Here is a 23,905-nt window from a genome sequence, read left to right as displayed (position 1 = left end):
GACCTCCCTCACCCCGCCGGGCGCGAGCCCGGCCGCGGGCGCGCGCGCCCTCTGGGCGGCCCGTACCGGGCTGCGCTGCGGGCCGCGCGCGCTCGGCCGGACCCTGCGCTACCTGGACGCCACCGAAGGGGGCGCGCCCCCGGGGGCCTGGACGCTGGAGTTCGTCGGCGTCCGTCCCGACCTGACCGGACGCGGCGCCGGCCGCCTCCTCCTGGACCACGTCCTGGCGACCACACCCGCCCCACACGGCCTGTACCTGACCACGGCGGACCCGGCGAATGTCCCCCTCTACCACCACTTCGGCTTCGCCACTCTGCGCCCGACCCCGCTGGGGCCGCTGAGCGTCACATCCATGAGCCGCGCGGGGAAGTGAGAGGTGACGTAGGTGTCGCCGAGCTCGTGTCAGGGCTTGTCGTCGGTGAGCATGTGCCAGATCGCGGTGGTGATCGAGTGCTCGACGGCGACGAGGGCCTTCATCGGGCCGCGGCGGCCGGCGAGGCGTTTGTACCGGTCCTGGAGGTAGGTGCCCTCGGTGCGGGCCGCGCCGAGGGCGGCCAGGCCGAGGGGCTCCTTTGAAGTACGGGTTGTCGGGGCGGACCTTGGTGTTCTTGGTGCGTCCGGCGGATTCGTTGTGGCCGGGGCAGACTCCGGCCCAGGAGGCGAGGTGTTTGGCGGTGGCGAACCGGGTCATGTCGCCACCGGTCTCCGCGACGATCACCTCGGCGACGGCCCAGTTGATCCCGGGGATGGTGTCGAGTCGGTCGAGGACGCCGCGAAAGGCGACATCGCCTCCTCGATCCGCCCGGTGAGCGCCTCGATCGCGGTGGTGAGCTGGTCGTAGTGGTTCAAGTGCAGCCGGGCCAGGAAGGCATGGTGCTCACAGAAGCGCCCCCGCAGCGCCTGGTTGAGTTCGGGGATCTTGTTGCGGAGTCGACGCTTGGCCAGTTCGGCGAGGACCTGCCGGTCGTCTTCGCCCGCGATCAAGGCCTCCAGCATGGCCCGTCCGGACACGCCCATGATGTCGGCGGCCACCGCGGAGAGCTTGATGCCGGTGAACTGCTGATCCACGTCGACGGCAACCCCGGCGGAATCGACTCCCGCACTGCGCACCGGTTGTCGCAGGTGACGGTGCGGGAGGGAGAGATCTCCCTCGATGCACTGCTTCGCGCGCACCGAGCGGGCGGTGGACGGGCTCGCCCCGGCGGATGAGCAGGGGACCGCGGTGGGGAAGGTGGTCATCAGGGAGCAGGCGGCGCCCCTACGCGCTGCGGAACAGCGGCCGGCCCTCCCGCAGTCGGCGGCAGACCCGCTGGTAGCTCGGGCGGCGGAGCTTCGGCGGCAGTCCCTGCTTGGCCCGCTTCGCCCCGCCGTCGTACACCTGCGGGACGAGGATGTCGCGGGCGGCCCGGAGTTGCTTCCTGGGCGGGTGGTAGGACTCCACCTCCACCTCCAGCTCGCCCGTGTTGTAGGAGGCGGACTTGTCGTACAGCACCAGCGCCCGGGCGTGTACCTCGCCTTCCACCTCGAAGGTGAAGTCGTTGTAGTAGCCGTAGACGATGCCCTCCGCCCGCAGATCGCCCGCGACGTACACCGAGCCCCAGGAGACCAGGTCGCGCACCACCAGGTCGCCGAGCACCACCAGCATGCCGATGTCGGAGACGTAGTCGTCCAGGAAACCGTGCACGATCAGGTCACCGTCGACGATCAGCGCGATGTCGAGGTCTAGGTCCTCCGGGACCACCAGATCGCCCGCGTGGTGCTGCCACGCGATGCTCGTGTCCTGGAGGTAGTCGGCCATGTTCGCCTGGGAGCCCAGCCGCTCGACCACCGCGGAAGTGTCGGCGAGCCGGTCGAACCGGGCCCGCCAGGAGGACATGGTCAGCAAGGGGTCTCCGTTCCGGCCCGGAGTGCCCGGACCTCCAGCAGCCAGTGGGCCTGCGCGGCGTACGAGGTGTCCGGGCACGCCATGATGGCGGCGAGCACGGGCTCGGGCAGGGCGGGGTTCTCCAGCATGTCGTAGTGGCGCACGCCCGCCTCGGCCCAGGCCAGCAGGATCTCGACCGGCGTCGCCGGGTTCTTGGCAATGTCGTCGAGGAGGCTGCTGTCGTCGGCGCGGGCGGGATCGCGGACGAATGCGGCCAGAGCCTCCGGCGGGGTGTGCCGGTTGGCGACTGCGCGACGCAGGTAGTAGATCGGGCTGCGGACCATGGCGGCGAGCACGTCTCCCGGCGGCTCGGTGTGCCGGGCCTCGTCGATCGCCGCGAAGCTCATGCGTTCCGCCTTGCCCGACACCGTGCTCGCGCAGTACGTCAGCCCGAACTCGACCAGCAGGTCCGGCGGCCAGTTCGGCTGGGCCATCGCGTTCCCCGGCTGGAAGTACGGCCACAGATCCAGTGCGTGCAGTGCGCGCAGCGACTCGGGCGGGGTGGCGGGGTGTTCCAGTGCCGCGTACACCAGGCGCTGGACGTCCTCCTGCTGCCCGAAGCCAATGCTCTCGCCGCCCCCGATTGAGTGTGCGATCGTGTCGGTCAGCCGGGCAAGTGTCTCGGGCGGGGCTGCCGTGTTCTGGCTGATCGCGACGAGCACGGTCAGGCTCGGGTCGCCGGCCAGTTCGGTGAGCTGCCGGACAGGGGTGAACGCGTTGGCCGCCACTGCGGCCCGGACGCACGGTTCGGCGTCCGCCGCGAGCTTGGCCAGTACGGCCGGGGTGCGGTTGTGGTACCGCTGGGCGATCAGCTCCCGGACCCGGCTGTCCGGGTCCTGCACCAAGGTGTCGAGCCACGGCGCGAGTTCCGGTGCCGAGCGCTTGTCGACGGCGGTACGGCGCACCCCCGGGTCCGGGTCCGTGAGGTCCGCGTCTCCGGCGTGGCCGAGTGCGGCCACCACCCGGCGCACGCGCGCGTCGGGGTCGGTGGCCAGGGCCCGCAGATGCTCCGGCCGGGCGCCGACCCGCCGCACCAGGGTCAGCCGGACTTCGGCGGAGGCGTCGGCGACCAGCAACGCGGCCACCTTGCGCGGCAGTTTCTCGCACCCGGCCAGTGCCCGGCGCACCGCCGCCGATCTGTCCTGGGCCAGCACTTTGATCGCCGCCTTGGGGGTCGCACGGTGCACGGCCGCGACCCGGCGCACCGACTTCTCCGGGTGGGCGGCGAGCTCGGCCAGGCGCTCAGCCGAGGTGGCTGGGTGGGCGGCGAGCGCGCGCAGGACCCCGAACCAGTCCGGGCCGCCGGCGACGGCCCGGATGGCCACCTCCTCGGCCAGCTCGGCCGACAGGCCTATTCGGGACGCCACGATCCGGGCCGACCCCGGATCCTGTGCCGCCAGCTCCCGCAGCCGTGACAGCGGGGTAGCAGGGCGCCACGCTTCCGCGGCGTCGTCGTCCATGTCCATCTGCACCCCTTCCTGACGCGCCGCCCCGGGTGGGGGCGCGGGCCGGGCACCGGGCCGCCCCGGATACGACCGAGGGTTGCTTCCGGGGATGGCATCGACGTCACCGACCTGGGGAGGATCCTGGCACGGGGCTCTGACAGTCTCGTCCCCCTGAAGAGCTACATGCTGGTATGGCTCTCCAGCGGGATGCCGGCCAAGGGGCTGCTCCGTAGGCTCGTTTACGGATGAACTTTGGAATGGAAGGCGTCATGAACGAGTGAAACAATCTGTGCAGCTGCTACATCGGCGGTGCCGGCCACGTTCGTCACCGCGCCTCTGTGTACCGGCACGTTCGCTGAACGCCTCGCTTCCGGACCCACCGGAGTAACTTGCGATGTCCGATAATGAACACGTGCCCGAGACGACCGCTGCGATGGCAGACCTCCCCAGCCTTCGCATCCTGCGGGCTGACCTCATCACCGTGCGAGGCTGCCCCATGCCGCCGCTGGCCTGGCCCCGTTGGCTCCACTGGCTACCCCACAGCGTCGTGTGCCTCGCAGCTGCTCTGACGGCCGCCGCGGCGGGCGCGACCGCCCCGATCCTGGCCATCGGGCACGCGGCCATGCTGGTGGTGGCACTGCGCTGGCCGACGTCCGCCTGGTGGATGTCGATGGCCTTCGTCGCCGGCATCACGTTGGAGTATCCGCCCACCCACGACACCCAGATCTATGTGTGGATGGTGCACGCCGGGGTCCTCTTCCTTCTCGCGCTGCGGGTGCGCCTGTTCTCGGCGATCACTGCGGCCGTACTCAGCACCCTGCTGGCTGTTCTGCTGAAGCTGTCCGGCTGTTCCGTCGGCTCATGGAAGATGATCGCTGGGGCCCTCGCTCTGTTCGCTCTGGCCGTGCTCATCGGAGGCGTGGCACGCGGCCGCCGCGAGGACCATGCACGCCTCACCGAGCAGATCGCCGCCACGGCCCGGGAACGGGCGCTGCGCACTGTCCTGGAAGAGCGCACTCGGATCGCCCGCGAGCTGCACGACGTCGTGGCCCATCACCTGTCACTCATCTCCATCCAAGCCGATGCCGCGCCCTATCGGGTCCAGGCTCCACCACCAGAACTGGTCACTGAGCTGGCCTCGATCCGCACCAACGCACTGGAAGGGCTGGCCGAACTGCGCCACATGCTCGGCCTCCTGCGGTCGAACGACCCCGGCGACAGCACAACCGGCACCAGCCCGCAGCCCTCCCTGGCGCAGCTTGATGGCCTGCTCGGCAACGTGCGAGCTGCCGGCCTTCGCACCACCACCCGGATCGAGGGCACTGCCCGCCATCTGCCCCCGGGCGTGGAACTGTCGGCCTACCGCATCATCCAGGAAGCCCTCAGCAACATTCTGCGCCATGCCCCCGGTGCTGAGACAAGCATCGAACTCACCTACACACGCGATGCGTTGTGCCTGAGGGTCGTCAACGGGCCTGCCACACTCCCCGCTGCCCCCTCACCCGGTGCCGGGCACGGTGTCATCGGCATGCGGGAGCGCATCGCAATGCTCGGCGGTGACTTTGCCATTGGCCCCACCCCCGACGGCGGCTACGAGGTCAGCGCGACGCTGCCCGCCTGTACCTCGCGCGCCGTCGGCAAGGAGACCTACGCATGACCATCCGCGTGCTCATCGCCGACGACCAGGCCATGGTCCGGGAAGCCTTCTCCGTCCTGCTCGGCGCCCAGCCCGACATCGAGGTCGTTGCCACCGCCGAGGACGGATCGCAGGCCGTCGCCCGGGCCGAGGAACTGGCACCCGACGTGATCGTGATGGACATCCGGATGCCCGGCCTGGACGGCATCGAGGCCACCCGCCAGATCACGTCGACCCCCGGAACATCAACGAAGATCCTCATCCTGACCACCTTCAACCTCGACGAGTACGTCTACGAGGCACTGCGCGCCGGGGCCTCCGGTTTCCTGCTCAAGGACGCCTCCGGCATCCAGCTCGCGGAAGCCGTAAGGGTGGTAGCCCGGGGCGAGGCTCTGCTTGCACCCGACATCACCATGCGGCTCATCGCCGAATTCTCCCGCGTGAGTCCTGGTGCCAAGCCGCCGACCGGCGTGCGCATCGATGCCCTCACCGACCGCGAGACCGAAGTTCTCGCACAGGTGGCGCAGGGCCTGTCCAATGCGGAGATTGCCCTGGTACTGGTCGTCGCCGAGGAGACGGTCAAAACGCACGTGGGCCGCATCCTGCGAAAGCTGCAGCTGCGCGACCGCACCCAGGCCGCCGTCTTCGCCTACGAAACCGGCCTGGTAGCCCCCGGCAATGCTGCCCGCTGGACACCCTCGCTGCGAACCGCCACGTAGACCGGCGCGCCCATGCCGCTCCCAGCCTTTGGACAGCCCCGCCCTGCGACGGCATCCAGCCATGCCTGCCGACAGTTGGCACGGCTCTGCCTGCAGCAGGAGTGGGGACCGCTAGTCCGGTCGCTCCTCGGGGGTCGGCGTAGCTCTGGAGAGCTACGCCGCAGGTTGGCTCCTCCGGGGGACGCAGATCACCAGCCCTGAAAGCGAACCTTGTGGTGTCCCGTCTGGAGGCACTGTCCTCCCGCATCCCACACGCCCGAGGAACGCAACCATGGCCACAGCCCGACGCCCGGCACCCGCCCCGCAGGCCACGTCTCCTGGCAAGATCAAAAGGTTTCTACGTGTCGTTTCCGCTTTGACCGCCACCGTCCTGGCATTTCTGACAGCCGCTATTCTGCTGGGCGCCTACTTTCCGGCTATCCCCAAGGCCGGCGTGATCGGCCCGGTCATCGGCGGGCAGTACCCCTTCCACCTGGCGCTCCTCGCCCTGGCCGGCGCCGTCCTGGGAGCCCTGGCCTGGCGTAGCGGCCTGGTGCGCTGGGGGCGCATCCTCACTGCGGTGACCGCCCTGTCGACCATCGCCGCTCTGGCCATCGGCGGCATTCAGTTCGCTGCCGCGCGCGACGCCGGCACGAAGGTCTCCTTCAGTCAGATCTTCAGCCAGCTCGCCTACCCCGGGGGTGCCACGCCGGATACAACCCACATCTATGCCACTCGTGACGGCGAGGCACTCGAAGCGGATGTATACCTGGCCAGGAAAAGCCAGGGAAGCAAGGCGCCGGCCATCGTGCTCGCCCATGCCGGAGGCTTCCACACTTTCGACAAGAGCGACCTGCGTGGTACCGGCCGTTGGCTGGCGGACCACGGTGTGGCCGTGATAGCCGTCGACTACAGCCTGGCCTCCCCCGACCGCCCCACGTGGAACAAAGCCCCGCAAGACCTCATGACCGCCCTGGGCTGGGTACAGGACCACGCCGACCAGTACGGCATCGACACCTCCCGTATCTCGCTGGGCGGCATGTCGGCCGGCGGCACCCTCGCCATGAACACCGCCTATCGCCTCCAGAACGGCACCATGCAGGCCACCGACGGGACCACCCCCAAGCCGCCGTTCTCGGTAGTCGGCTTCTACCCCGGCACCGACGTCGACAGCATGTGGCAGGACGACGTCGCCGGCACCCGCGAGGCCGCAGAACTGTTCACAGGCGGCACACCTGCCCAATACCCCGAGCGCTACCGCGAGGTCTCCCCGACCACCGACATTCGGAGGGGCCTGCAGCGCACACTGCTCGTCGTGGGAGACCGCGACCGCAGCGCGCGTGCCGAAACCATCAAGGACTTCAGCGCCTCACTCCGAGCCGAAGGCATAGACACCACGGTGGAGGAACTACCCTTCGCCGAGCATGCCTTCGACGATGTCTACGGCAGCCTCACCTCCCAGACCAGCCGCCAGGTCCTCCTGGACTTCCTCAGCAAAGACACGTAACTGCGGGAACCTGCGAGCGCTCTTCGTGAAGACGTCAAGTCGCCCCTCGAACTCGCTCTCACACGGCGAGCGTGTCCGTAGGCCGGCTCGTGTCCCGGCTCCACATCCCACAGCAGTCCGTCTGCCTGCTCAGCAGTCATCACGCCGGCGTTACTGCGGCCCACGGCCACGCGATGTCCACCGTCCCTCCCGCGTCCACGGCCCGCTGAGCCCCATGAGGGCTGTGGTGGCAGGGGCTGGGTGCCGACAGTTGGGGACGGGTGCGGACAGTATCGGTTCTACGGTGTGGGCTTCAGGTTGTAGCGGATTCCTGTTGCGGTGAGGCGGAGTTGTTCGCCGTCCTGGACCGTGATGAGCGGGAATAGCGGGCTGTCCGGGGCGCGGTCGTTGAGCTGTCCGTGAATGCCGGCGGCGTGTATCTCTTTCGCGCTGATGTCGATGCCGCGGATCAGTGCGAGTCTGCTGATGTCTGCCCCGGTGGCCGCGTGGATGGTGAGGGCTGTGGCGTGTAGGGGGTATGCCACAGCCGGTCATTACGGTGGGACGAAGACCTCCGTGCGGTGAGTTCCTAGACAGCTCCCACCACACCGGAGGTCTTCGCCATGTTCAAGACCAGACCAGCGTCAACAACGCTCGTGATCAATACACCTAGTACGGGAGGTAGTAGCTGAGTACGTCGGCAGTGAGTGGAGGGAAAAGCGTCTGGAACAGCTCCTCGTCCGCGGAGTAGACGTCGGGGCGGATCCGGGTCAGCCCCTGCATTCCGTGCGGGCCGAACAGCAGGGCGGCCAGATGGTCGGGCGCCACCCCGGCTCCTTCCATGGCTCCAGGCGACTGTATCGGGCCGCCGGTGACGACCTCACCGAGCCCGCCTGCGAGAACGGGAATCCGGTAGTGGGCGCCGAAGGTGGAGATGACGATGTCTCGGCCGGTGCGGTCGATCCCGGCCGCGGTAAGGCGCTGCCAGAACAGCGGGCGCAGCCTGTCGAGCAGCGCTGCGACATCCGGGATGCGGATGTAGTACTGCTCTGCACTCCGGTGCGGTTCGTGGTCGATGAACTCCTGCCACGCGTTGCCTGTCACAGTGCCCGCCCGATGGACGATCCGTATCCGGTCGCCGGGTGCCAGGGCGGCAACGCCGCTCAGGAGGTCCCGTGCCGCCGCCTCGTCGCGGGCCGCAGCCTCGGCCAGGAGCATCTCCTCACCGGGAGGCGTGGTGCGCGCGGTGGCAATGACCGTGTCGGCATGCTCGAGAACCCAGAGGTTGCTCGACTCGTGGTCCATGAGCCATCGCCAGCACGCCGCCGAGTGCGGCATGGCCACATCGAACCCGCTCTGGGCCGAGGCTTGCAGGGCAGCCAAGGAGGGGATGTCGGAGGGCCGGGCGGCACGGAGCGTGGCCGTTCCATCGCCAGGCGGCAAGGCGTTCACGTTCAGCACCTGCGGTATGTCGATGGCGTACTCATAGCCGAACAGCCTGTAGAAGTACGGGATTCCGATCATCGCCTGGACGAGTGGCCACGGGCGGCAGAGCGCTCATGAGCCCACCGCATGAGCGCCCTTACGAGCCCGCGTCCCTCGTATTCGCTCTCGGTGGCGACCAGTTCTACCTGGCCGGCGGGCAGGCGGACGCCTCCGATACACACCTCCTCGTCGAGGAGCGTCGCGGTGGACACGACCCGGTCGCCGTCGACAACCACGGCACAGGCGGACAAGCCCGCGTCGGGGTCGGTGACAACCAGCCGGTGGTCGACAGCGTCGTCCGGCTCACCGCGCTCGGACAGGAGCGCGCCGATCTGGTCAAGATCTGCGGGCCTCGCCTCTCGCAGGGTGAGGCCGTCGGGCAACGAAACAGGTACGGAAGATCCGCTGGTCATGATCACAGCCAGACTGTGGCATCGCCCAGCCTGCCGTCCAACACGTTTTTCGCAGCTCGTCGTCAGCGCCGACTGGCACGGGGGTGGTCAACCACTCCGGCTCACGCCTGCTCGCGGATCTGGCCGACGCCACCACGCTGACCAGCGCCTTCAGCAACGCTCTGCACCGGCTGCGGCCGCACGGGACCGTGCACGACCCGGGCCGCGACCCGTCGCAGGTGGCGCGCCACGAGACCCCGCGGTAGCTGGAGGCACTTGCGGCCTTCGAGGCGCCACCGACACTTTCCGGCGATCAAATCCAGAGGATGCGACAAGCCCGTCAGAAGGCCGTTCCTCGCGCAGCGGTGCTCCATGGAGTTCGGGAGCGCTCAGCCGGATCCTGGAGCGACCTGCGCCGCCTGCAGAGCACATCTGGCATGAGGTGGGGACGATCGTTCGACTGCCTCAGTGCGACGGGCATCGCCCGGCCTTCTGTTCCTTCAGCAAGCACTGTGACGTGGTGCCCGTCGTGGGATGCGCGAAGGAGAGGTGATCACTCGGGCTTGATCTGCCGGTACTCATGGCGGTGATGACCGGCTCGGTAGGCGAAAGGGCAACGCCCTCCAGTGCTTCGATGTCCCGGATTCTCCGCACTGAACCTGGGCGGCAACACGCGGGTGCCGAGCGGCGGCTTCGGGACACACCTCGGGCCCGAATTATTGACTGGGAGGGGGCATAGAGGCACAGCTGCGCTCGACGGCACCAGTATCTGGTTCGCCCTGCCCACGATCAGTGCCCCGGACACCGCTGCTTGGACGTTGAGCCAGCAGTAGGCCAGGGTCACATCCGACGGCCGCACGCCGCTCATGTCCGGCCGACACGTCGCGGGCCGAGGGAGGGCACGCAGCCGCACTAAGAGCATGCTCCCTTACGCCGCCCGAGATTCAATCGCACATGGACTCCTCGGGACCCCGGGCATGTTCACCGACTACACGATTCCAGTCCGGAAGATGTGCGGCCTGAAGTCGGGCGGAATCGTGCCACCCCGGTATTCCGCTCCCGCAGGGATCGGGGACCGCATGAGCCTGCGGTGGCTGACTTACGCCCACTGTCCATGCCTGTCACCGCTCAGACCGATCTCGCCAGTTCGCCGGTCCGATCTTGTTCGCTCCGCTTGCCGACACACCCCCGAAGGCGTCCAGGCTTGGCGTGCTGCGTCAGCACCGAACCAGCACGGTTGGGGTTGATAGGGGTGATGAGGGGTGAATCGACCGGACCTGCACGTTTACCCCTACTACCCCTCTAAAACCAGCACGAACCAGCACAGGGTTCGCAGTCGCCCCCCCCTGCCACGCTCACGCATGCCGCCCCCTGATCCACCCATCACCTCTTAGTACCGGGAACCGGCACTCGGGGCCGGCCACCGGACCGCGCGGTTCCCCCGAGGCGGTGGCCGGCGCCGCGGCCTACCGTGGAACACATAAGAGCCCCACCCCTTCGGGGAGGCGATCCGCATGACCGGAAAGACCTACGACGCCGTGATCGTGGGAGCCCGCTGCGCGGGCGCGAGCACGGCGATGCTGCTGGCCCGCCAGGGCTACCGGGTACTGGTGGTGGACCGGGCGGTCTTCCCCAGCGACACGCTCTCCACCCACCTCATCCACCCGCCCGGGCTCGCGGCCCTGCGCCGCTGGGGCCTGCTGGACCGGGTCGTCGCCACCGGCTGCCCTGAGATCACCACGTACACCTTCGACCTGGGCCCCCTCGTCATCTCCGGGTCACCGGCGGGCCTGGGCCTCCGGGGCTCGTACGCGCCCCGGCGGACCGTCCTCGACAAGATCCTGGTCGACGCGGCGGTGGAGGCCGGCGCCGAGGTGCGCGAGAAGTTCACCGTGGAGGGCCTGGTCACGGACGGGGATGCGGTGACCGGCATCCGCGGCCACGGCCCGGACGGGGCCGCCACCGCCGAGTACGGCCGGGTCGTCATCGGCGCCGACGGCGCCCACTCGATGGTGGCCCGCGCCGTGGACGCCCCCCGCTACGCGGAGAAGCCGAAGCTCCAGGTCAGCTACTACACGTACTGGGCGAACATGCCGATGCACGGCGGGTTCGAGGCGTACGTGCGCGGCGACCGCGCCTTCGCGGCCTGGCCCACCAACGAAGACGTGACGCTGGTGATCTGCGGACTGCCGATGCGGGACTTCGAGGCGAACCGCGCCGACATCGAGGGCGGCTACCACGAGACCCTGAACCGGGCGCCGGCCTTCGCCGACCGGATCGCCGCCGCCACCAGTACCGGACGGCTGGTCGGCACCGCCGTCGAGAACCATTTCCGGGTCCCCTACGGACCGGGGTGGGCGCTGGTCGGCGACGCCGGGTACCTGAAGGACTTCATCACGGCGCAGGGAATCCAGGATGCCTTCCAGGACGCCGAGTTGTGCGCGCAGGCCCTGGGCGACGCCTTCGCGGGCCGCAGCGCGTTCGACGACTCGATGCGCGGCTACCAGCAGGCGAGGGACGAACGGGTCATGCAGATGTACGAGTTCACCGCCGGGTTCGCGGCCCTCGAACCGCCGCCGCCCGAGATGCAGCGGGTCCTGGGCAAGGTCGCCGAGAGCCAGGACACCATGGACGGCTTCGTCCGGGTGAACGCGGGCCTCACCCAGCCCGGCGCGTTCTTCTCCGACCCGCGGCTCGTGGAGGCGGCCCAGCCGGTGAGCTGACCCTCCTGATACATCACCCGCCGGCACTCAGGGTGCGTAGGTCTCCCCTCCCGCCGTGAGGGTGGCGCTCCCGGCGGTGCTGTCGGCGAGCCACGCCTCGAAGGCGGGCAGGTCGGCCTCGGGGAGGGCGATCTCGATCTCCACCGCGGCCCCGTAGCGCACGTCGACCACGGTCCTGCCGGTGGAGCGCAAGTCGTTCTCGGTCTTGCCGGCCCGCTGGTGGTCGACAGTGACGGTGATCAGCCGGTAGCGGTGGCGGGTGACGGTGCCCAGCACGTCGAGCGCCTCCCCGACGACCCCGCCGTAGGCACGGATGAGCCCGCCGGCGCCGAGCTTCACGCCGCCGTAGTAGCGGGTGACGACGGCGACCGCGTAGCGGATGTCCCGGCGCGTGAGCATCTGGAGCATCGGCACCCCGGCGGTGCCACCGGGCTCGCCGTCGTCGCTGGCCTTCTGCACGGAGGCGTCGGCGCCGATGACGTAGGCGTAGCAGTTGTGCGAGGCGGTGGGGTGCTCCTTGCGGATCCGTGCGACGAACTCCTGCGCCTCCCGCTCGGTCGCCGCCGGCGCGAGCGCGCACAGGAACCTCGAGCGGTTGATCTCGGACTCGTGCACACCCTCACGGGCCACCGTCACGTACTGGTCTGCCTTCACCCGTCCACCCTACGGGGAATCCGACATGCGTCTTTTCTGTTGATCGGGAGGACGGCCATCAGCGGTCGGACGCAGCAGGACCAGCAGCATCAGGAGGCGGCACACGTGTACGGCGACCCGGCAACCATCCGCAAGATCCTCACCGAGCTCGGCGACACCTGGGCCGTGGTGGGCCTGTCCAACAACCAGGACCGGGCCGCGTACCGGGTGGCAGAGATCCTCCAGCGGTACGGCAAGCGCGTGGTCCCCGTACACCCCAAGGCAGAGGCGGTCCACGGCGAGCAGGGCTACCCCTCGCTGGAGGCGATCCCCTTCAAGGTGGACGTGGTGGACGTCTTCGTGAACAGCGCGCTGGCGGGCACGGTGGCCGACGGGGCCGTCGCGAAGGGGGCGGAGGCCGTCTGGTTCCAGCTGAACGTGGTCGACGAGGCCGCCTTCGACCGTGCCCGCGCGGCCGGATTGGACATGGTCATGGACCGTTGCCCGGCGATCGAGATCCCGGCCCTGTAGGGCTTCCGGGAGCCTCCCGCCCTTCAGCCCTTTCAACGCGGCTCAAGTATCCAAACCGCCCAAACGGTACGGATACTTGAGACCGCGCCTCCCCGTCGGGGTCTGCCGCGCACCTCGGACCGACCCCGACCAGGGAGTGCCACCGTGATCGGCCGTGCCCGCAGTCATGCCCACAGCCACGCCCACATCCAGGCCCGGATCGCCGTGCTCGACCTCGACGGAACCCTGGCCGAGGGCTCACTGGCGGCACCGTTCGTGGAGTCGCTCATCGCAGGCGGCGTCTGCGAACCGGCGGCCGGGCGGGCGGCGCTCGCCGCGACGCGGGAGACGGCACGCGGGACGTCCCGCGGCGCGGGCCTGGGGGTCACCGGCCCGCGCTGACCGGCGCACGGGGCCCGCCACGCCCCGCCCCGGTCAGGCGCGGGCGTGCGCCTGGGCGGTCACCGGCGGGATGGAGACCGCCAGCGTCATCTCCATCGGACCCGGCCCCTCGTTGCGGTAGGCATGCGGAGCGTCCGCCTCGAAGGAGACGGCCCCGCCGGCCGGTACGGCGTAGGCCTCGTCGGCGACCACCAGCGTCAGCTCCCCGACCGTGACGTGCAGCATCTCGAAGGTGCCCGGCGGATGCGGGTCCGAGGCGCTCCCCTCACCGGGCTCCAGCCGGTAGGTCCACATCTCCACCGGCCCCCGCCGGTCGTCGCCGAGCAGCATGCTCGCGCCGCTACCGCTCTCGGTGGACCACATCCGCACCCCCTGCCCCGGCAGTACCACCTTTACCCGCGGACCACGGTCGTGGTCGAGCAGGGTTGTGATGCTGACGCCGAGCGCGTCGGCCAGTTTGACCGTCGTGCCGACACTGGGGTTCGTACGGGCCTGCTCGATCTGGATGATCATGCCGCGGCTCACGCCCGACCGGGCGGAGAGGGCCTCCAGGGTGAATCCGCGCTCCCCGCGCCAGCGCTTGAGGTTGCGGCCGAGCGCCTGGGTGAGCTGTTCGAGATCGGACACCGTTCCGTCCACTCCGTACAATATTTTGGATGACAGGGTTCACTAGGCTGAACTATCGTGCGTTGTACTCCACCGTGTACTCCACCGTTCAACACACTGTACTGCGAGGCCTGTCATGACCGCCCTGTTCGCCCTGGCCACCGCCGCCCTGTGGGGCCTCGCCGACTTCGGCGGCGGACTGCTGACCCGCCGGATACCGGCCCTCACGGTGGTCGTGGCCTCCCAGGTCATCGCCGTCCTCGTGCTCGGCGCGGTGGTCCTGGGCACCGGCGCCTGGCGGGAGGCCGGACCGCAGCTCTGGTTCGCGGTGGGAGCGGGGCTGGTGGGCCCGGTCGCCATGCTCAGCTTCTACAAGGCGCTCGCCCTCGGCCCGATGGGCGTGGTCTCCCCGCTCGGCTCCCTCGGCGTGGTGGTGCCGATGGGTGCGGGGCTGCTCCTGGGCGAGCGGCCCGGCGCCGCCCAGCTCGCGGGGATCGCGGTGGCCGTCGTGGGCATCGTCCTCGCGGGCGGCCCCGAACTGCGCGGTGCTCCCGTACAGCGGCAGGCCGTGATCCTCACCCTCGTCGCGGCCTTCGGCTTCGGCGCGGTGATGGCGCTGATCGCCCCCGCCTCCTCCACCGTGCCCGGCCTGTTCCTCGCCCTGTTCGTCCAGCGCGTCACCAACGTCGCCGTCGGCGGCACGGCCCTGTGGGTGCGGACCCGGCGCGGCGTCCCGGCCCTCCCGGCGGGTACGGGCGGCCTGCGGATCCTGTGGGGGCTGCTGCCGGCGCTCGCCTTCGTCGGACTCGCGGACGTCGCGGCGAACGGCACCTACTCGATCGCCGCCCAACACGGCCCGGTCACCACCGCCGCCGTGCTCTCCTCCCTCTACCCGGTGATCACCGCCCTGGCCGCGTTCGCCGTCCTCAAGGAACGCCTGCGCACCGTCCAGGCGGCGGGCGCGGGCCTGGCCCTGGCGGGCACGGTCCTCCTCGCGGCGGGCTAGAGCCCGCACGGGCGCCCCCCGCATCCCCCCGCATTCCCGTGCGTCACAGACCGGTCACAGGCACCACACAGTCCCCGCGACCCGGACAGAGTGGCGCGATGCGCACACACTGCACCGCCGTCGTCCTCGCCGCCGCAGGCCTCCTCGCCCTCACCGGCTGTTCCGATGCCCTCACCAGCGAGCCCAAGCCCGTCTCCCCGCCGCCCGCCGCACCCACCACCACGGCCGCAGCCACACCCGCCCCCGCTCCCGTGAGCAGCAAGCCCGCCGCGCCGGCCACCACGCCACCGGCGGCCCCCGCGCCGGCGCCCGCCGAGGCCGCCGTCCCCGACGGCGTCGGTCAGGTCCTGCAAACCGCCCAGGACAACGCGCAGGCAGCGGGGTTCTTCCTCCTAGGCTCCACGGACGCCCTCGGCCGAAGCCGCATGCAGGTCCTCGACCGGAACTGGAAGGTCTGCTCGCAGGCACCCGCCGCCGGCACGAAGGCCGACGTCGGCACGAGGATCGTGTTCGGCACGGTCAAGCTCGAGGAGACCTGCCCCTGACCCGCGGGTTCACTCCGGCTCCGTCACGTCCGCCAGTGCGCCCAGCGCCCGCAGCTGCTGCGGGGTGACCCCGTCGGGGATCGGGACCGGCGCCGGGGTGCGCAGCGGAGGCTGCCAGCCCGTCTCGGGGTCCCAGCGGCGGACGATCCGCGCCGGCGCCCCCGCCACCACGGCGTGGTCCGGCACGTCACCCCGTACGACGGCCCCCGCCGCCACCACGACGTTGCGGCCCAGCCGGGCCCCGGGCAGGATCACCGCGCCGGTCCCCAGCCAGCAGCCCGGCCCGATCTCCACGGGGGCACTGCGCGGCCACTGCTTGCCGATGGGCTCGTGCGGGTCGTCGTAGCTGTGGTTCGTGGAGGTGATGTAGACCCCGGGACCGCAGAAGGTGTCGTCGCCGATGGTGATCCGGGTGTCCGCGATGACGTGGCTGTCCCGGCCGATGACCACGCCGTTGCCGAGGACCAGGACCGGTTCGGCACCGAGGTCGAGGTCCGGCATCATCCCGGCGGTGAGCGTGACCTGTTCCCCGATGATGCAGTGGTCGCCGAGGCGGATCCAGGGCGCACCGAAGACCGTGCCCTGCGGGAAGGCGAGCCGGGTGCCGTGCCCGATCGCGCCGAAGCGCAGTCCTCCGGGTGTCTGGGCGGTGACCGCGCCGGCCCGCTGCATCCAGCGCCAGCCCGCGTGGACCGCGCGTCCGGCGAGCCGGCGGCGCAGCGCCGTCAGAGAAGGGGCCGCCGTCAGAGAGGAGAACGTGTTCTGGTTCTTCGCCACCTGGTCACCGTAGCGCGCCGGGAGCCCGGGCCGCGCCGTGATCTTCACCCCATCCCCGGGGCCGCGGACGGCGTGGCCTACGGTGCCGGTAGCGCGACACGACGTACCGGAAGAGGAAGAGAACACATGACGCAGCAGGCGGCCCAGGCACTCGTGGCGGGTGTCGGCGGGAAGAACCCCGTGATCGATCCGACGGCGTTCACCGCTCCCACCTCCGTCGTGGTCGGTGACGTGACCCTCGGCGCGGGGTCGAGCATCTGGTACTCGGCGGTGCTCCGCGCGGACTGCGGTCCGATCACGCTCGGCGCCGACAGCAACGTGCAGGACAACTGCACCGTGCACGTGGACCCCGGGTTCCCCGTCTCCATCGGCGAGCGCGTGTCCATCGGCCACAACGCCGTCGTGCACGGCTGCACGGTCGAGGACGACTGCCTGATCGGGATGGGCGCGACGGTCCTCAACGGTGCGGTGATCGGCGCCGGCTCGCTGGTGGCCGCCCAGGCGCTGGTCCCGCAGGGCATGATCGTCCCGCCCGGTTCCCTGGTCGCGGGCGTGCCGGCGAAGGTGCGGCGCGCGCTGACCGCCGAGGAGCGCGAGGGCCTCAAGGTCAACGCCCTCATGTACACCGAACTGGCCGGTCAGCACCGCGCCTCGGTGACCCCGGGCGCGTAACGGGCTCGGGCACCGAAGCCCCCGCCCGCCTTCGGGCCGGGCGGGGGCCGGGCCACTCAGCCGGGCCCATCAGCCAGGCCTCTCAGCCAGGGGGCCCATCAGCCAGGCCACTCAGCCGGGCCTCGCAGCCAGGCCCCTCAGTCGGTGCGCACGGCCGGAGCGGCCGAGGCCTGCGCCGGGACCGCATCGGCCGCGTCCGGGGCCGCGTCCGCGGCAGCGCCGGTACCGGCCTCGGCCCGCGCCGTGGCCGCCGCCTTCTTCATCCGTCCGCGCACCACCACGGTCATGGCGATCCCGCAGACGAGGGCCAGGACGAGGGCCACCCACGAGAACCCCTTCAGCCACGGCTCGGCGACGATCCCGATCGAGTAGATGACGGCCGTCGTGCCGCCCGCCCACAGGATCCCGCCGAGGACGTTCGCGACGAGGAATCGCCAGTAGGGCATGTGCAGGACCCCCGCCAGCGGCCCCGCGAAGATCCGCAGCAGGGCGACGAACCGTCCGAAGAAGACGGCCCACATGCCCCACTTGTCGAAGGAGCGCTCCGCCATGGCCACCTGGTCCGGCCCGAAGTGCTTGGGGAAGCGCCGGCCCAGCCGCTCCAGCATCGGCTTCCCGCCCCTGCGCCCGATCGCGTAGCCGATCGAGTCGCCCACGATCGCCCCGGTGGTCGCGCAGATGCCCAGCACCACGGGGTCGATGTGCCCCTGCTGCGAGGCCAGCAGCGCCGAGCTGACCAGGACGATCTCACCCGGCAGCGGAATGCCGAGGCTTTCCAGTCCGATGACGAGCCCCACCAGGAGGTAGATGCTGACCGCCGGAATCGTCTCCAGCCATTCCTGGATGTGCACCGGTACGTCCCCTTAAGTTCTCCACCCCGGCCCGCCCCCTGTGGCGGGCCGAACGGGCAGCCTATCCGGTCGCCACCACAGCCTTTGCCCGCAGCGGCAGTTCGCGCGAGGAACGCCCCGCGAACACCTCGCGCCGCCCCGTCCCCACGACCCACGCGTCCCGCTGCGGGTCCCACGACGACAGCGTGCGCGCGTCGATGTCCAGGACGATCCGCCGGGCCTCTCCCGGCTCGAGGGTCAGGCGCCGGTACCCGGCCAGCGCCCGGACCGGCTGGTCCAGCTTCAGGTCCGGGGACGGCCCTACGTAGACCTGGGCCACGTCGGTGCCCGTGCGGCGTCCGGTGTTGCGGACGGTGAACTCCACGCGCAGCCCGCTCCGCTTCCCGTGCGCGCCGCCCGGCCGGACGGCCAGCTTCTCGTACGCCCAGGTCGTGTACGAGAGCCCGTGCCCGAAGGCGAACAGCGGAGCCACCCGCTGCTGGTCGTACCAGCGGTGGCCCACGTGCACCCCCTCGGTGTACTCCTGCCGCCCGCCCACCCCCGGGTAGCGCATCAGGTCCGCGCCGACCGGGGTCGCCCGCTCGTCGGCCGGGAAGGTCTGGGTGAGGCGACCGCCCGGGTCCGCGTCGCCGAAGAGCACGTCGGCGGTGGCGGCCGCGCCCTCCTGGCCCGGGTAGTACATCTGGAGGACCGCTCCGGTACGCGGGAGCCACGGCATGGTCGTACCGGAGGAGGTGTTGAGCACCACCGTGGTGCGCGGGTTGACGGCGGCGACCGCCTCGATCAGCGCCGCCTGGCCGCCGGGGAGGCCCAGGGAGGTGCGGTCGCTGCCTTCGGTGGCGTCCTCGTAGGCGAACAGCACCACGCTGCGGGCCGCCTTGGCCGCCTTGACGGCCTCGGCGAGGTCGGCGGCCCGGGTCGCCTTCGTGGTGTGCCGCAGCCGCAGTCGCTGCCCCTTGGGTCCGCCCTCGGCGAAGGCGGCGAGCCGGTGTTCCCCCGCCTTGAGCGCGAGGGTGCGGCGGCGCACGGTACGGCCGTCGGGCGCGGCTGCGAGCAGTCCGCCCGCGAACTGCTCGGCCACGCCCTGCCGTACGGGGAAGAGTTCCTCCCCGTCGAGCCGGACGGACGGGCGCTTCCCGGTGTAGTGGACGAGCAGGGTCCACTCGTCGTCGGCGGCCAGCCGGAAGGTCCCCTCGAAGCCCCAGGTGCGCCCGGGGGCCACCACCCGGTCGTCGAGGCCCGCGTCGGGCGTCAGGAGCTTCGCCGGCAGCGGGCGCCCGTAGAGGTCCTCGCCGAGGGCGTAGGCCACCGTCGAGCCGCTCCCGGCCCGGCGCCGGATCTCGTCGAGGGGGGCGGCGGCCGCGTCCGGCACCACGTGGGCGCTGCCTCCGCCGCCGACGAAGGGGGTCCGCCCGGTGGGGCCGATCACGGCGATGGAGCGGGCGGCGGGGCCCGTCAGCGGCAGGGTGGCCCGCTCGTTGCGCAGCAGGACCGCGCCGGCGGTGGCGATCTGCCGTGCGGTCGCGGCTCCGGCGGCGGCGTCCCGGGAGGGCCGGGCGGCGGGGTGCCCGGCGAGCAGTCCGAAGCGGTCGAGGGTGGTCAGGATCCGGCGTACGGCGAGGTCCACGGCGCCCTCGTGGACGGACCCGCCGCGCACCGCCTCCCGGAGCGGGGCGCCGTAATGCGTCCCCCCGGGCATCTCCATGTCGAGGCCGGCGCCGATCGAGGCGACGGTGCTGTGGGTGGCGTTCCAGTCCGACATCACCCAGCCGTCGAACCCCCAGCGTCCGCGGAGCAGTTCGTCGAGGAGGGGCTTGCTCTCGCAGGCGTAGACCCCGTTGACCTTGTTGTAGGCGCCCATCACGGCGCCGGCCCCGGGGGCCACGGCCGCCTCGAAGCCCCGTAGCTCCGTCTCGTGGAGGGTCTGTTCGGCGGCGATCACGTCGACGGTGTCGCGGCCCTTCTCCTGGTTGTTGAGCGCGAAGTGCTTGACGGTGGCGACGAGGCCCTCGTCCTGGATGCCCCGGACGACCTCGGCGACCAGGTCGGCCGTCAGCTTCGGGTCCTCGGCGAACGTCTCGAAGTTCCGCCCGGCGTACGGGGTGCGGATGAGGTTGGCCATCGGCGAGAGGAGCACGTCGATGCCGAGCGCGCGGCCCTCGCGGCCGAGGACCCGGCCGTACGCGCGGGCGAGCGCCGGGTCGAAGGCGGAGGCGAGCAGGACCGGCGCGGGCAGTGCGGTGGCGGGCCTGGCGACGCGGACCCCGGCCGGACCGTCGGCGAGGCGGAGTGCCGGGATGCCCAGGCGCGGGATGCCGGGCACGTAGCCGGCCTGGCCGAGCGGGTCCGGGTCCGGGCCGCCGTGCAGCAGGACGGTCTTCTCCTCGAGGGTGAGCCGCTCCAGCAGGGCGTCGATCCGGGCGGTGCGGCCGGCCGCGGGTGCGGCGGCGGGGGACGCCCCGGAGGCGGAGGCCCTACGGGGCTGCGCGCCGGGCGGCGGCGCCGGTACGCAGCCGGCCGCGCCGAGGGCGGCGCCGAGGCCGCCCATCGCCCCGAGGAGGCGCATCGCACGGCGTCTGGACACGGCCTCGCTCATGGGCGCTCCCTGCGGCGTGGGCATCGGCGTCAGGTGGCGGGAGCGGCCCGCGCCGGACCGCTCCCGCCGCCCACTGTGCGCCGACCACCGCGCGGGCCCCCTTCAGGCGCGCCACCGCAAGGCCGATGTTCAGCCCTGCGGCGGCTCCCGCAGGAGGCCGGCGGACACCGCTGTTCAGTCCTGCTGCCCACGAGACCGGCGGACGCCGGTGTCAGCCCTGCGGCGGCGGCCCGCCGGGGTCGGGCTCGCGCCGGGGCTCGTCCTGGAGCTGGACCCGCGCCTCGGTGCGGTGCCCGCGCTCGACGTAGTCCCGTACGACGGCCTCCACCGCGTCCTGGGGCGAGCCGATCCCGGCGAGGACCATCACCTCCACCACGAGCTCGGCGTCGAGGCTGATGCTGATCTTGGCTCGGCCCGGCACGAGACCCCCTCCATCCGTCGTCGGAGGAGGGACTCTAGCGCTTCGGCCGGGAACCTTGCCGGTCACGGCACCAGGCCGTCAGGCGTTGGGGCGCAGCGTCCAGACGACGGTCATCTCGCCGGTCACGGCCTCGTCCTCGCGCTGGATGGCGATGGTGACGGGGAACTCGGGGCGGCCGCCCGCGTCGAGTTCGGCGACGACCTCGGCGGCCGGGCGGCCGAGGGTGGCGGTGGCCGTCACGACGCCCTTGGCGAGCTTCTTGTAGCCGATCTCCGCGCTCACCGCGAGGGGCACCGCACGCGAGAGCTGGTCGCCGAAGGCGGCCAGGACGATCGCGCCGCTCGCGGACTCGGCGAGGGTGAACATGGCGCCGGCGTGCGGGCCTCCGAGGTGGTTGTGGAACTCGGCCTGGTCCGGGAGCCGGACGACGGCACGCTCGGGGGTGGTCTCCAGGAACTGGAGGTTCAGGGTCTTGGCCATCGGCACGGTCGCGGCGAGCAGTTCGCCCACGTTCATCTGGTCAGCGCTCATGGACGCGATGTTACCCACGAGTAGTAGACCTTGGCCATACCCTCACGGGGGCGGCCGTGGCTCCCCGACCGCACTCCCACTATCGTTACCGGCCATGTGGCCAGGACAGCAGCAGCCGCCCGGGGGAGAACCCAGCCCCCAGGACGCGCATCAGAACCCGTACCAGCAGCAGCCGGGAACGCCGAACCCGTACCAGCAGCAACCGCCGACGGTGGCGTACGGGGAGCAGCAGCAGCCCGGCTACGGGTACCCGCAGCAGCCCCCCGCTCCCCAGGCCTGGGGCCAGCAGCCCCCGACCGTTCCCGTACCCCAGTGGGGCGGCACCCCGCCGCCCCAGCCCCCGCGCGGCGGGAGCCCGTTCGCGACCCGGACCGTGGCCATCGTCGCCGCCTCGGCCGTCGTCGTGGCGGCCGCCGCCACCGGGGCGTTCGTCCTGACCCGGGACGACAAGGGCTCCGACCAGGCGGACGGCAAGCCGAGCGCCTCCCCCTCCGCCCCGGCCTCCTCCGCTCCGGCCGCCCCGGCGAGCCCGAGCGCCAACCCGCGCGGCGGCGCCGACGCCAAGCCGGTGATCCCCGGCTGGAAGGTCGTCCTCAACCCGAAGTACGGCACCGCCTTCGACGTCCCGCCGGACTGGGACGTCCAGTCCTCGGGCCTGTCCATCGGCTTCGGCGACGAGTCCAAGAGCGACGGCTCGGCCATCGTCATGATGGGTGCGCCCGCCATCCTCAAGGAGGAGTGGTGCCTGGTCGACGCCGACAAGGACGGCAAGGAGGATTCGACCTCACTGGCCGCCGCCGGCACCAAGGGCGGCATGGGTGCGAAGAGCACCGCCGAGGCCGCGTACAACGAGGCCGGCAACTGGGCCTTCGCCGCGTACGCGCAGAAGGCACCGAAGGGCACCACCAAGGTCGCCCAGGCGAAGGAATACACGACCACCTCCGGGCTCAAGGGGCACATGGCGACCGCGACCGTCAGCGGCCTGCCCAAGGAGAACAAGTGCTCCTCGGACGGCAAGTCCGTCGCCTTCAGCTTCACGACCGCCAACGGTGACCTCTCCACCTGGGTCCTCTACGGAGCCGCGAACGTCCAGGACGAAGTGAGCAAGGAAACCTACGAGAAGATCCTGAGCAGCGTCCGCCTCAACGCGGGCTGATCTCCCACGCGCTGCCTGCCTCCCGGGCCGGAAATCCGTTTGGTTTCCCGGCCCGGGACGGGGATAGTCCGGAGGTGAGCTCTTCGTCCTCCCCCTCCCCCGCTTCCGCCCGTCCGCACTCCCCCCGCCGCAGGCCGGAGTGGGCCGGCCGCAACTACACCCTGCTGACGGGTGCCGCGGTCATCACGAACCTCGGGAGCCACGGAGCGCTCATCGCGACCGCCTTCGCGGTCGGCCAGGCAGGCGGCACCGCCGGCGACCTCGGCCTGGTGGCCGCCGCCCGTACGCTGCCGCTCGTCCTCTTCCTCCTCATCGGCGGAGCCGTCGCCGACCGGATCCCCCGCCATCACGTCATGGTCGCGGCCAACACCCTCAACTGCCTCTCGCAGGCCGCCTTTGCCTTCCTCGTCCTGACCGGCGAACCGAAGCTGTGGCAGATGATGCTGCTCACGGCGCTGTGCGGCACCGGTACGGCCTTCTTCAACCCGGCCGCCGAGGGCATGCTCATGGCCACCGTCTCCGGTCCGCAGGCCAACCGCGCCTTCGCCCTCTTCCGGATGGCGATGAACGGCGCCACCGTCGGCGGAGCCGCGCTCGGCGGAGCCATGGTCGCCTTCCTGGGCCCCGGCTGGGTGCTCGCCGTGGACGCGGCCGCTTTCGCCGCGGCCGGAGCCCTGCGCGCCTTCCTCGACGTCGGCCACATCGCCGAACGCGCTCCCGGCGGCGGCCTGCTGTCCGATCTGCGCGAGGGATGGGTGGAGTTCAAGAGCCGTCCCTGGCTGTGGAGCATCGTGCTCCAGTTCTCCGTCGTCGTGGCGGTCGTCGGCGCCGCCGAAGCGGTCTACGGGCCCCTGGTCGCGATGGAGCAGCTGGGAGGGGCGGCTCCGTGGGGCGTCGCCCTGGCCTTCTTCGGCCTCGGCACCATCGGCGGGGCCGTCCTGATGATGGTCTGGAAACCTCGCCGCCTGCTCCTGGCCGGCACCCTGTGCGTGTTCCCGCTGGCGCTCCCCTCCGCGGGGCTGGCGGTGCCGCTCCCCGTGTGGGGCCTGTGCGCGGTGATGTTCGTGAGCGGCGCCGCCATCGAGGTGTTCGGCGTGAGCTGGATGACGACGATGCACCAGGAGATCCCCGAGGAGATGTTCTCCCGCGTCTCCTCCTACGACTGGTTCGGCTCGCTCTCGATGCTCCCGCTGGCCATGGCGCTGGCCGGCCCGGTCGAAACCGCGGTCGGCCGGACCTCGGCCCTCTGGGGCTGCGCGGCCCTGGTGATCGTGGTGACGGCGGCCGTTCTCCTGGTCCCGGACGTCCGCCGCATGACCCGCAAGCCGCCCGCCGTCCACGGCCCCGACCTCACCAAGCCGAGCCCGGCCGACTCCAGCCCCGCCCCCTCCAGCCCCGCCGGCGTTTGAG

General features: G+C 71.3%; 25 protein-coding genes and 1 pseudogene. 13 read left to right on the top strand and 13 right to left on the bottom strand.

What is annotated here, in order from left to right:
- Positions 1 to 373 (top strand): GNAT family N-acetyltransferase (locus ACFWBW_RS24765; protein WP_385376117.1); only part of this gene is annotated, 373 nt, incomplete at its 5' end.
- 44 nt (positions 374 to 417) lie between these two features.
- Here the strand turns inward: ACFWBW_RS24765 and ACFWBW_RS24760 are convergent.
- The 3 genes and pseudogenes from ACFWBW_RS24760 to ACFWBW_RS24750 form a co-directional block, all read right to left on the bottom strand.
- Positions 418 to 1,047, bottom strand: a pseudogene (locus tag ACFWBW_RS24760) (transposase); the annotation flags it as partial.
- A 211-nt stretch (positions 1,048 to 1,258) separates the two neighbouring features.
- Positions 1,259 to 1,885: a hypothetical protein gene (locus ACFWBW_RS24755; RefSeq protein WP_385376114.1), complete on the bottom strand. Its 627-nt coding sequence runs from the start codon at positions 1,883 to 1,885 to the stop codon at positions 1,259 to 1,261.
- A complete protein-coding gene (locus ACFWBW_RS24750) occupies positions 1,879 to 3,390 on the bottom strand; it encodes a hypothetical protein (protein WP_385376111.1) in 1,512 nt (503 codons plus the stop codon). Before ACFWBW_RS24750 ends, ACFWBW_RS24755 begins: the two co-directional genes overlap by 7 nt.
- A 391-nt stretch (positions 3,391 to 3,781) precedes the next feature.
- Between ACFWBW_RS24750 and ACFWBW_RS24745 the strand changes: the two genes are divergently transcribed.
- The 3 genes from ACFWBW_RS24745 to ACFWBW_RS24735 all read left to right on the top strand — a co-directional run bounded on the left by ACFWBW_RS24745 (position 3,782) and on the right by ACFWBW_RS24735 (position 7,210).
- Positions 3,782 to 5,026 carry a sensor histidine kinase gene (locus ACFWBW_RS24745; protein WP_385376108.1) on the top strand — a complete coding sequence of 415 codons (1,245 nt, stop codon included), beginning with the start codon at positions 3,782 to 3,784 and terminating at the stop codon, positions 5,024 to 5,026.
- A complete protein-coding gene (locus tag ACFWBW_RS24740) occupies positions 5,023 to 5,724 on the top strand; it encodes a response regulator (RefSeq protein ID WP_385376105.1) in 702 nt (233 codons plus the stop codon). Before ACFWBW_RS24745 ends, ACFWBW_RS24740 begins: the two co-directional genes overlap by 4 nt.
- Before the next feature lie 355 nt (positions 5,725 to 6,079).
- Positions 6,080 to 7,210, top strand: coding sequence for an alpha/beta hydrolase (locus ACFWBW_RS24735; RefSeq protein WP_385376102.1), 1,131 nt, complete (start codon positions 6,080 to 6,082; stop codon positions 7,208 to 7,210).
- A 278-nt stretch (positions 7,211 to 7,488) separates the two neighbouring features.
- Here the strand turns inward: ACFWBW_RS24735 and ACFWBW_RS24730 are convergent, their stop codons facing one another.
- The 3 genes from ACFWBW_RS24730 to ACFWBW_RS24720 all read right to left on the bottom strand — a co-directional run bounded on the left by ACFWBW_RS24730 (position 7,489) and on the right by ACFWBW_RS24720 (position 9,087).
- On the bottom strand, positions 7,489 to 7,734 hold the full coding sequence (locus tag ACFWBW_RS24730; RefSeq protein WP_385376099.1) for a hypothetical protein: 246 nt from the start codon (positions 7,732 to 7,734) through the stop codon (positions 7,489 to 7,491).
- A gap of 124 nt (positions 7,735 to 7,858) precedes the next feature.
- A complete protein-coding gene (locus ACFWBW_RS24725) occupies positions 7,859 to 8,713 on the bottom strand; it encodes a hypothetical protein (RefSeq protein WP_385376096.1) in 855 nt (284 codons plus the stop codon).
- Positions 8,710 to 9,087: a GNAT family N-acetyltransferase gene (locus tag ACFWBW_RS24720; RefSeq protein WP_385376154.1), complete on the bottom strand. Its 378-nt coding sequence runs from the start codon at positions 9,085 to 9,087 to the stop codon at positions 8,710 to 8,712. The genes ACFWBW_RS24725 and ACFWBW_RS24720 overlap by 4 nt, the downstream gene beginning before the upstream one ends.
- 83 nt (positions 9,088 to 9,170) lie before the next feature.
- Here ACFWBW_RS24720 and ACFWBW_RS24715 point away from each other — a divergent pair, with 83 nt between their 5' ends.
- Together ACFWBW_RS24715 and ACFWBW_RS24710 are read left to right on the top strand one after the other, a co-directional pair.
- A complete protein-coding gene (locus ACFWBW_RS24715) occupies positions 9,171 to 9,332 on the top strand; it encodes a hypothetical protein (RefSeq protein WP_385376093.1) in 162 nt (53 codons plus the stop codon).
- A 1,248-nt stretch (positions 9,333 to 10,580) separates the two neighbouring features.
- Positions 10,581 to 11,789, top strand: a complete 1,209-nt coding sequence (locus ACFWBW_RS24710) for an NAD(P)/FAD-dependent oxidoreductase (RefSeq protein ID WP_385376090.1) — start codon at positions 10,581 to 10,583, stop codon at positions 11,787 to 11,789.
- A 27-nt stretch (positions 11,790 to 11,816) separates the two neighbouring features.
- On the opposite strand, the gene ACFWBW_RS24705 is transcribed toward ACFWBW_RS24710, so the two are convergent.
- Complete coding sequence (locus tag ACFWBW_RS24705; RefSeq protein ID WP_385376087.1) at positions 11,817 to 12,443, bottom strand: YigZ family protein; 627 nt, start codon at positions 12,441 to 12,443, stop codon at positions 11,817 to 11,819.
- Positions 12,444 to 12,548: 105 nt separating this feature from the next.
- On the opposite strand from ACFWBW_RS24705, the gene ACFWBW_RS24700 reads away from it, so the two are divergent.
- The gene (locus ACFWBW_RS24700; protein ID WP_385376084.1) at positions 12,549 to 12,953 is read left to right on the top strand and encodes a CoA-binding protein; all 405 of its coding nucleotides are present in this window, start codon (positions 12,549 to 12,551) and stop codon (positions 12,951 to 12,953) included.
- A 144-nt stretch (positions 12,954 to 13,097) separates the two neighbouring features.
- Positions 13,098 to 13,334 (top strand): hypothetical protein, encoded by a 237-nt coding sequence (locus ACFWBW_RS24695; RefSeq protein WP_385376081.1) that lies wholly within the window; start codon positions 13,098 to 13,100, stop codon positions 13,332 to 13,334.
- A 33-nt stretch (positions 13,335 to 13,367) separates the two neighbouring features.
- On the opposite strand, the gene ACFWBW_RS24690 is transcribed toward ACFWBW_RS24695, so the two are convergent.
- Positions 13,368 to 13,961: a helix-turn-helix domain-containing protein gene (locus ACFWBW_RS24690; protein ID WP_385376078.1), complete on the bottom strand. Its 594-nt coding sequence runs from the start codon at positions 13,959 to 13,961 to the stop codon at positions 13,368 to 13,370.
- 115 nt (positions 13,962 to 14,076) lie between these two features.
- Between ACFWBW_RS24690 and ACFWBW_RS24685 the strand changes: the two genes are divergently transcribed.
- Both ACFWBW_RS24685 and ACFWBW_RS24680 read left to right on the top strand, forming a co-directional pair.
- The gene (locus tag ACFWBW_RS24685) at positions 14,077 to 14,946 is read left to right on the top strand and encodes an EamA family transporter (protein WP_385376074.1); all 870 of its coding nucleotides are present in this window, start codon (positions 14,077 to 14,079) and stop codon (positions 14,944 to 14,946) included.
- Positions 14,947 to 15,044: 98 nt separating this feature from the next.
- Positions 15,045 to 15,491: a hypothetical protein gene (locus tag ACFWBW_RS24680; RefSeq protein WP_385376071.1), complete on the top strand. Its 447-nt coding sequence runs from the start codon at positions 15,045 to 15,047 to the stop codon at positions 15,489 to 15,491.
- Positions 15,492 to 15,500: 9 nt separating this feature from the next.
- Here the strand turns inward: ACFWBW_RS24680 and ACFWBW_RS24675 are convergent, their stop codons facing one another.
- Complete coding sequence (locus tag ACFWBW_RS24675) at positions 15,501 to 16,268, bottom strand: acyltransferase (RefSeq protein ID WP_385376068.1); 768 nt, start codon at positions 16,266 to 16,268, stop codon at positions 15,501 to 15,503.
- Between the two features lie 126 nt (positions 16,269 to 16,394).
- Here ACFWBW_RS24675 and ACFWBW_RS24670 point away from each other — a divergent pair, with 126 nt between their 5' ends.
- A complete protein-coding gene (locus ACFWBW_RS24670; protein ID WP_385376065.1) occupies positions 16,395 to 16,940 on the top strand; it encodes a gamma carbonic anhydrase family protein in 546 nt (181 codons plus the stop codon).
- A gap of 137 nt (positions 16,941 to 17,077) precedes the next feature.
- Here ACFWBW_RS24670 and ACFWBW_RS24665 read toward each other — a convergent pair whose 3' ends face one another.
- The 4 genes from ACFWBW_RS24665 to ACFWBW_RS24650 form a co-directional block, all read right to left on the bottom strand.
- Entirely contained in the window at positions 17,078 to 17,791 is a 714-nt protein-coding gene (locus tag ACFWBW_RS24665) for a DedA family protein (RefSeq protein WP_385376063.1), read from the bottom strand.
- 61 nt (positions 17,792 to 17,852) lie between these two features.
- Positions 17,853 to 20,387, bottom strand: coding sequence for a beta-glucosidase (locus ACFWBW_RS24660; protein WP_385376060.1), 2,535 nt, complete (start codon positions 20,385 to 20,387; stop codon positions 17,853 to 17,855).
- 211 nt (positions 20,388 to 20,598) lie between these two features.
- A complete protein-coding gene (locus tag ACFWBW_RS24655; protein WP_385376151.1) occupies positions 20,599 to 20,751 on the bottom strand; it encodes a DUF2191 domain-containing protein in 153 nt (50 codons plus the stop codon).
- 135 nt (positions 20,752 to 20,886) lie between these two features.
- Positions 20,887 to 21,339: a DUF4442 domain-containing protein gene (locus ACFWBW_RS24650; protein WP_385376057.1), complete on the bottom strand. Its 453-nt coding sequence runs from the start codon at positions 21,337 to 21,339 to the stop codon at positions 20,887 to 20,889.
- 94 nt (positions 21,340 to 21,433) lie between these two features.
- On the opposite strand from ACFWBW_RS24650, the gene ACFWBW_RS24645 reads away from it, so the two are divergent.
- Both ACFWBW_RS24645 and ACFWBW_RS24640 read left to right on the top strand, forming a co-directional pair.
- The gene (locus ACFWBW_RS24645) at positions 21,434 to 22,495 is read left to right on the top strand and encodes a hypothetical protein (protein WP_385376054.1); all 1,062 of its coding nucleotides are present in this window, start codon (positions 21,434 to 21,436) and stop codon (positions 22,493 to 22,495) included.
- 74 nt (positions 22,496 to 22,569) lie between these two features.
- Complete coding sequence (locus ACFWBW_RS24640; RefSeq protein ID WP_385376051.1) at positions 22,570 to 23,904, top strand: MFS transporter; 1,335 nt, start codon at positions 22,570 to 22,572, stop codon at positions 23,902 to 23,904.
- The last annotated feature ends 1 nt before the right edge of the window (position 23,905 follow it).

Source organism: Streptomyces sp. NPDC059957 (assembly GCF_042730015.1).
GTDB lineage: Bacteria > Actinomycetota > Actinomycetes > Streptomycetales > Streptomycetaceae > Streptomyces.
The sequence above is the reverse complement of the archived record's forward strand: the minus strand, read 5'-3'. Positions and strand labels throughout refer to the sequence as shown.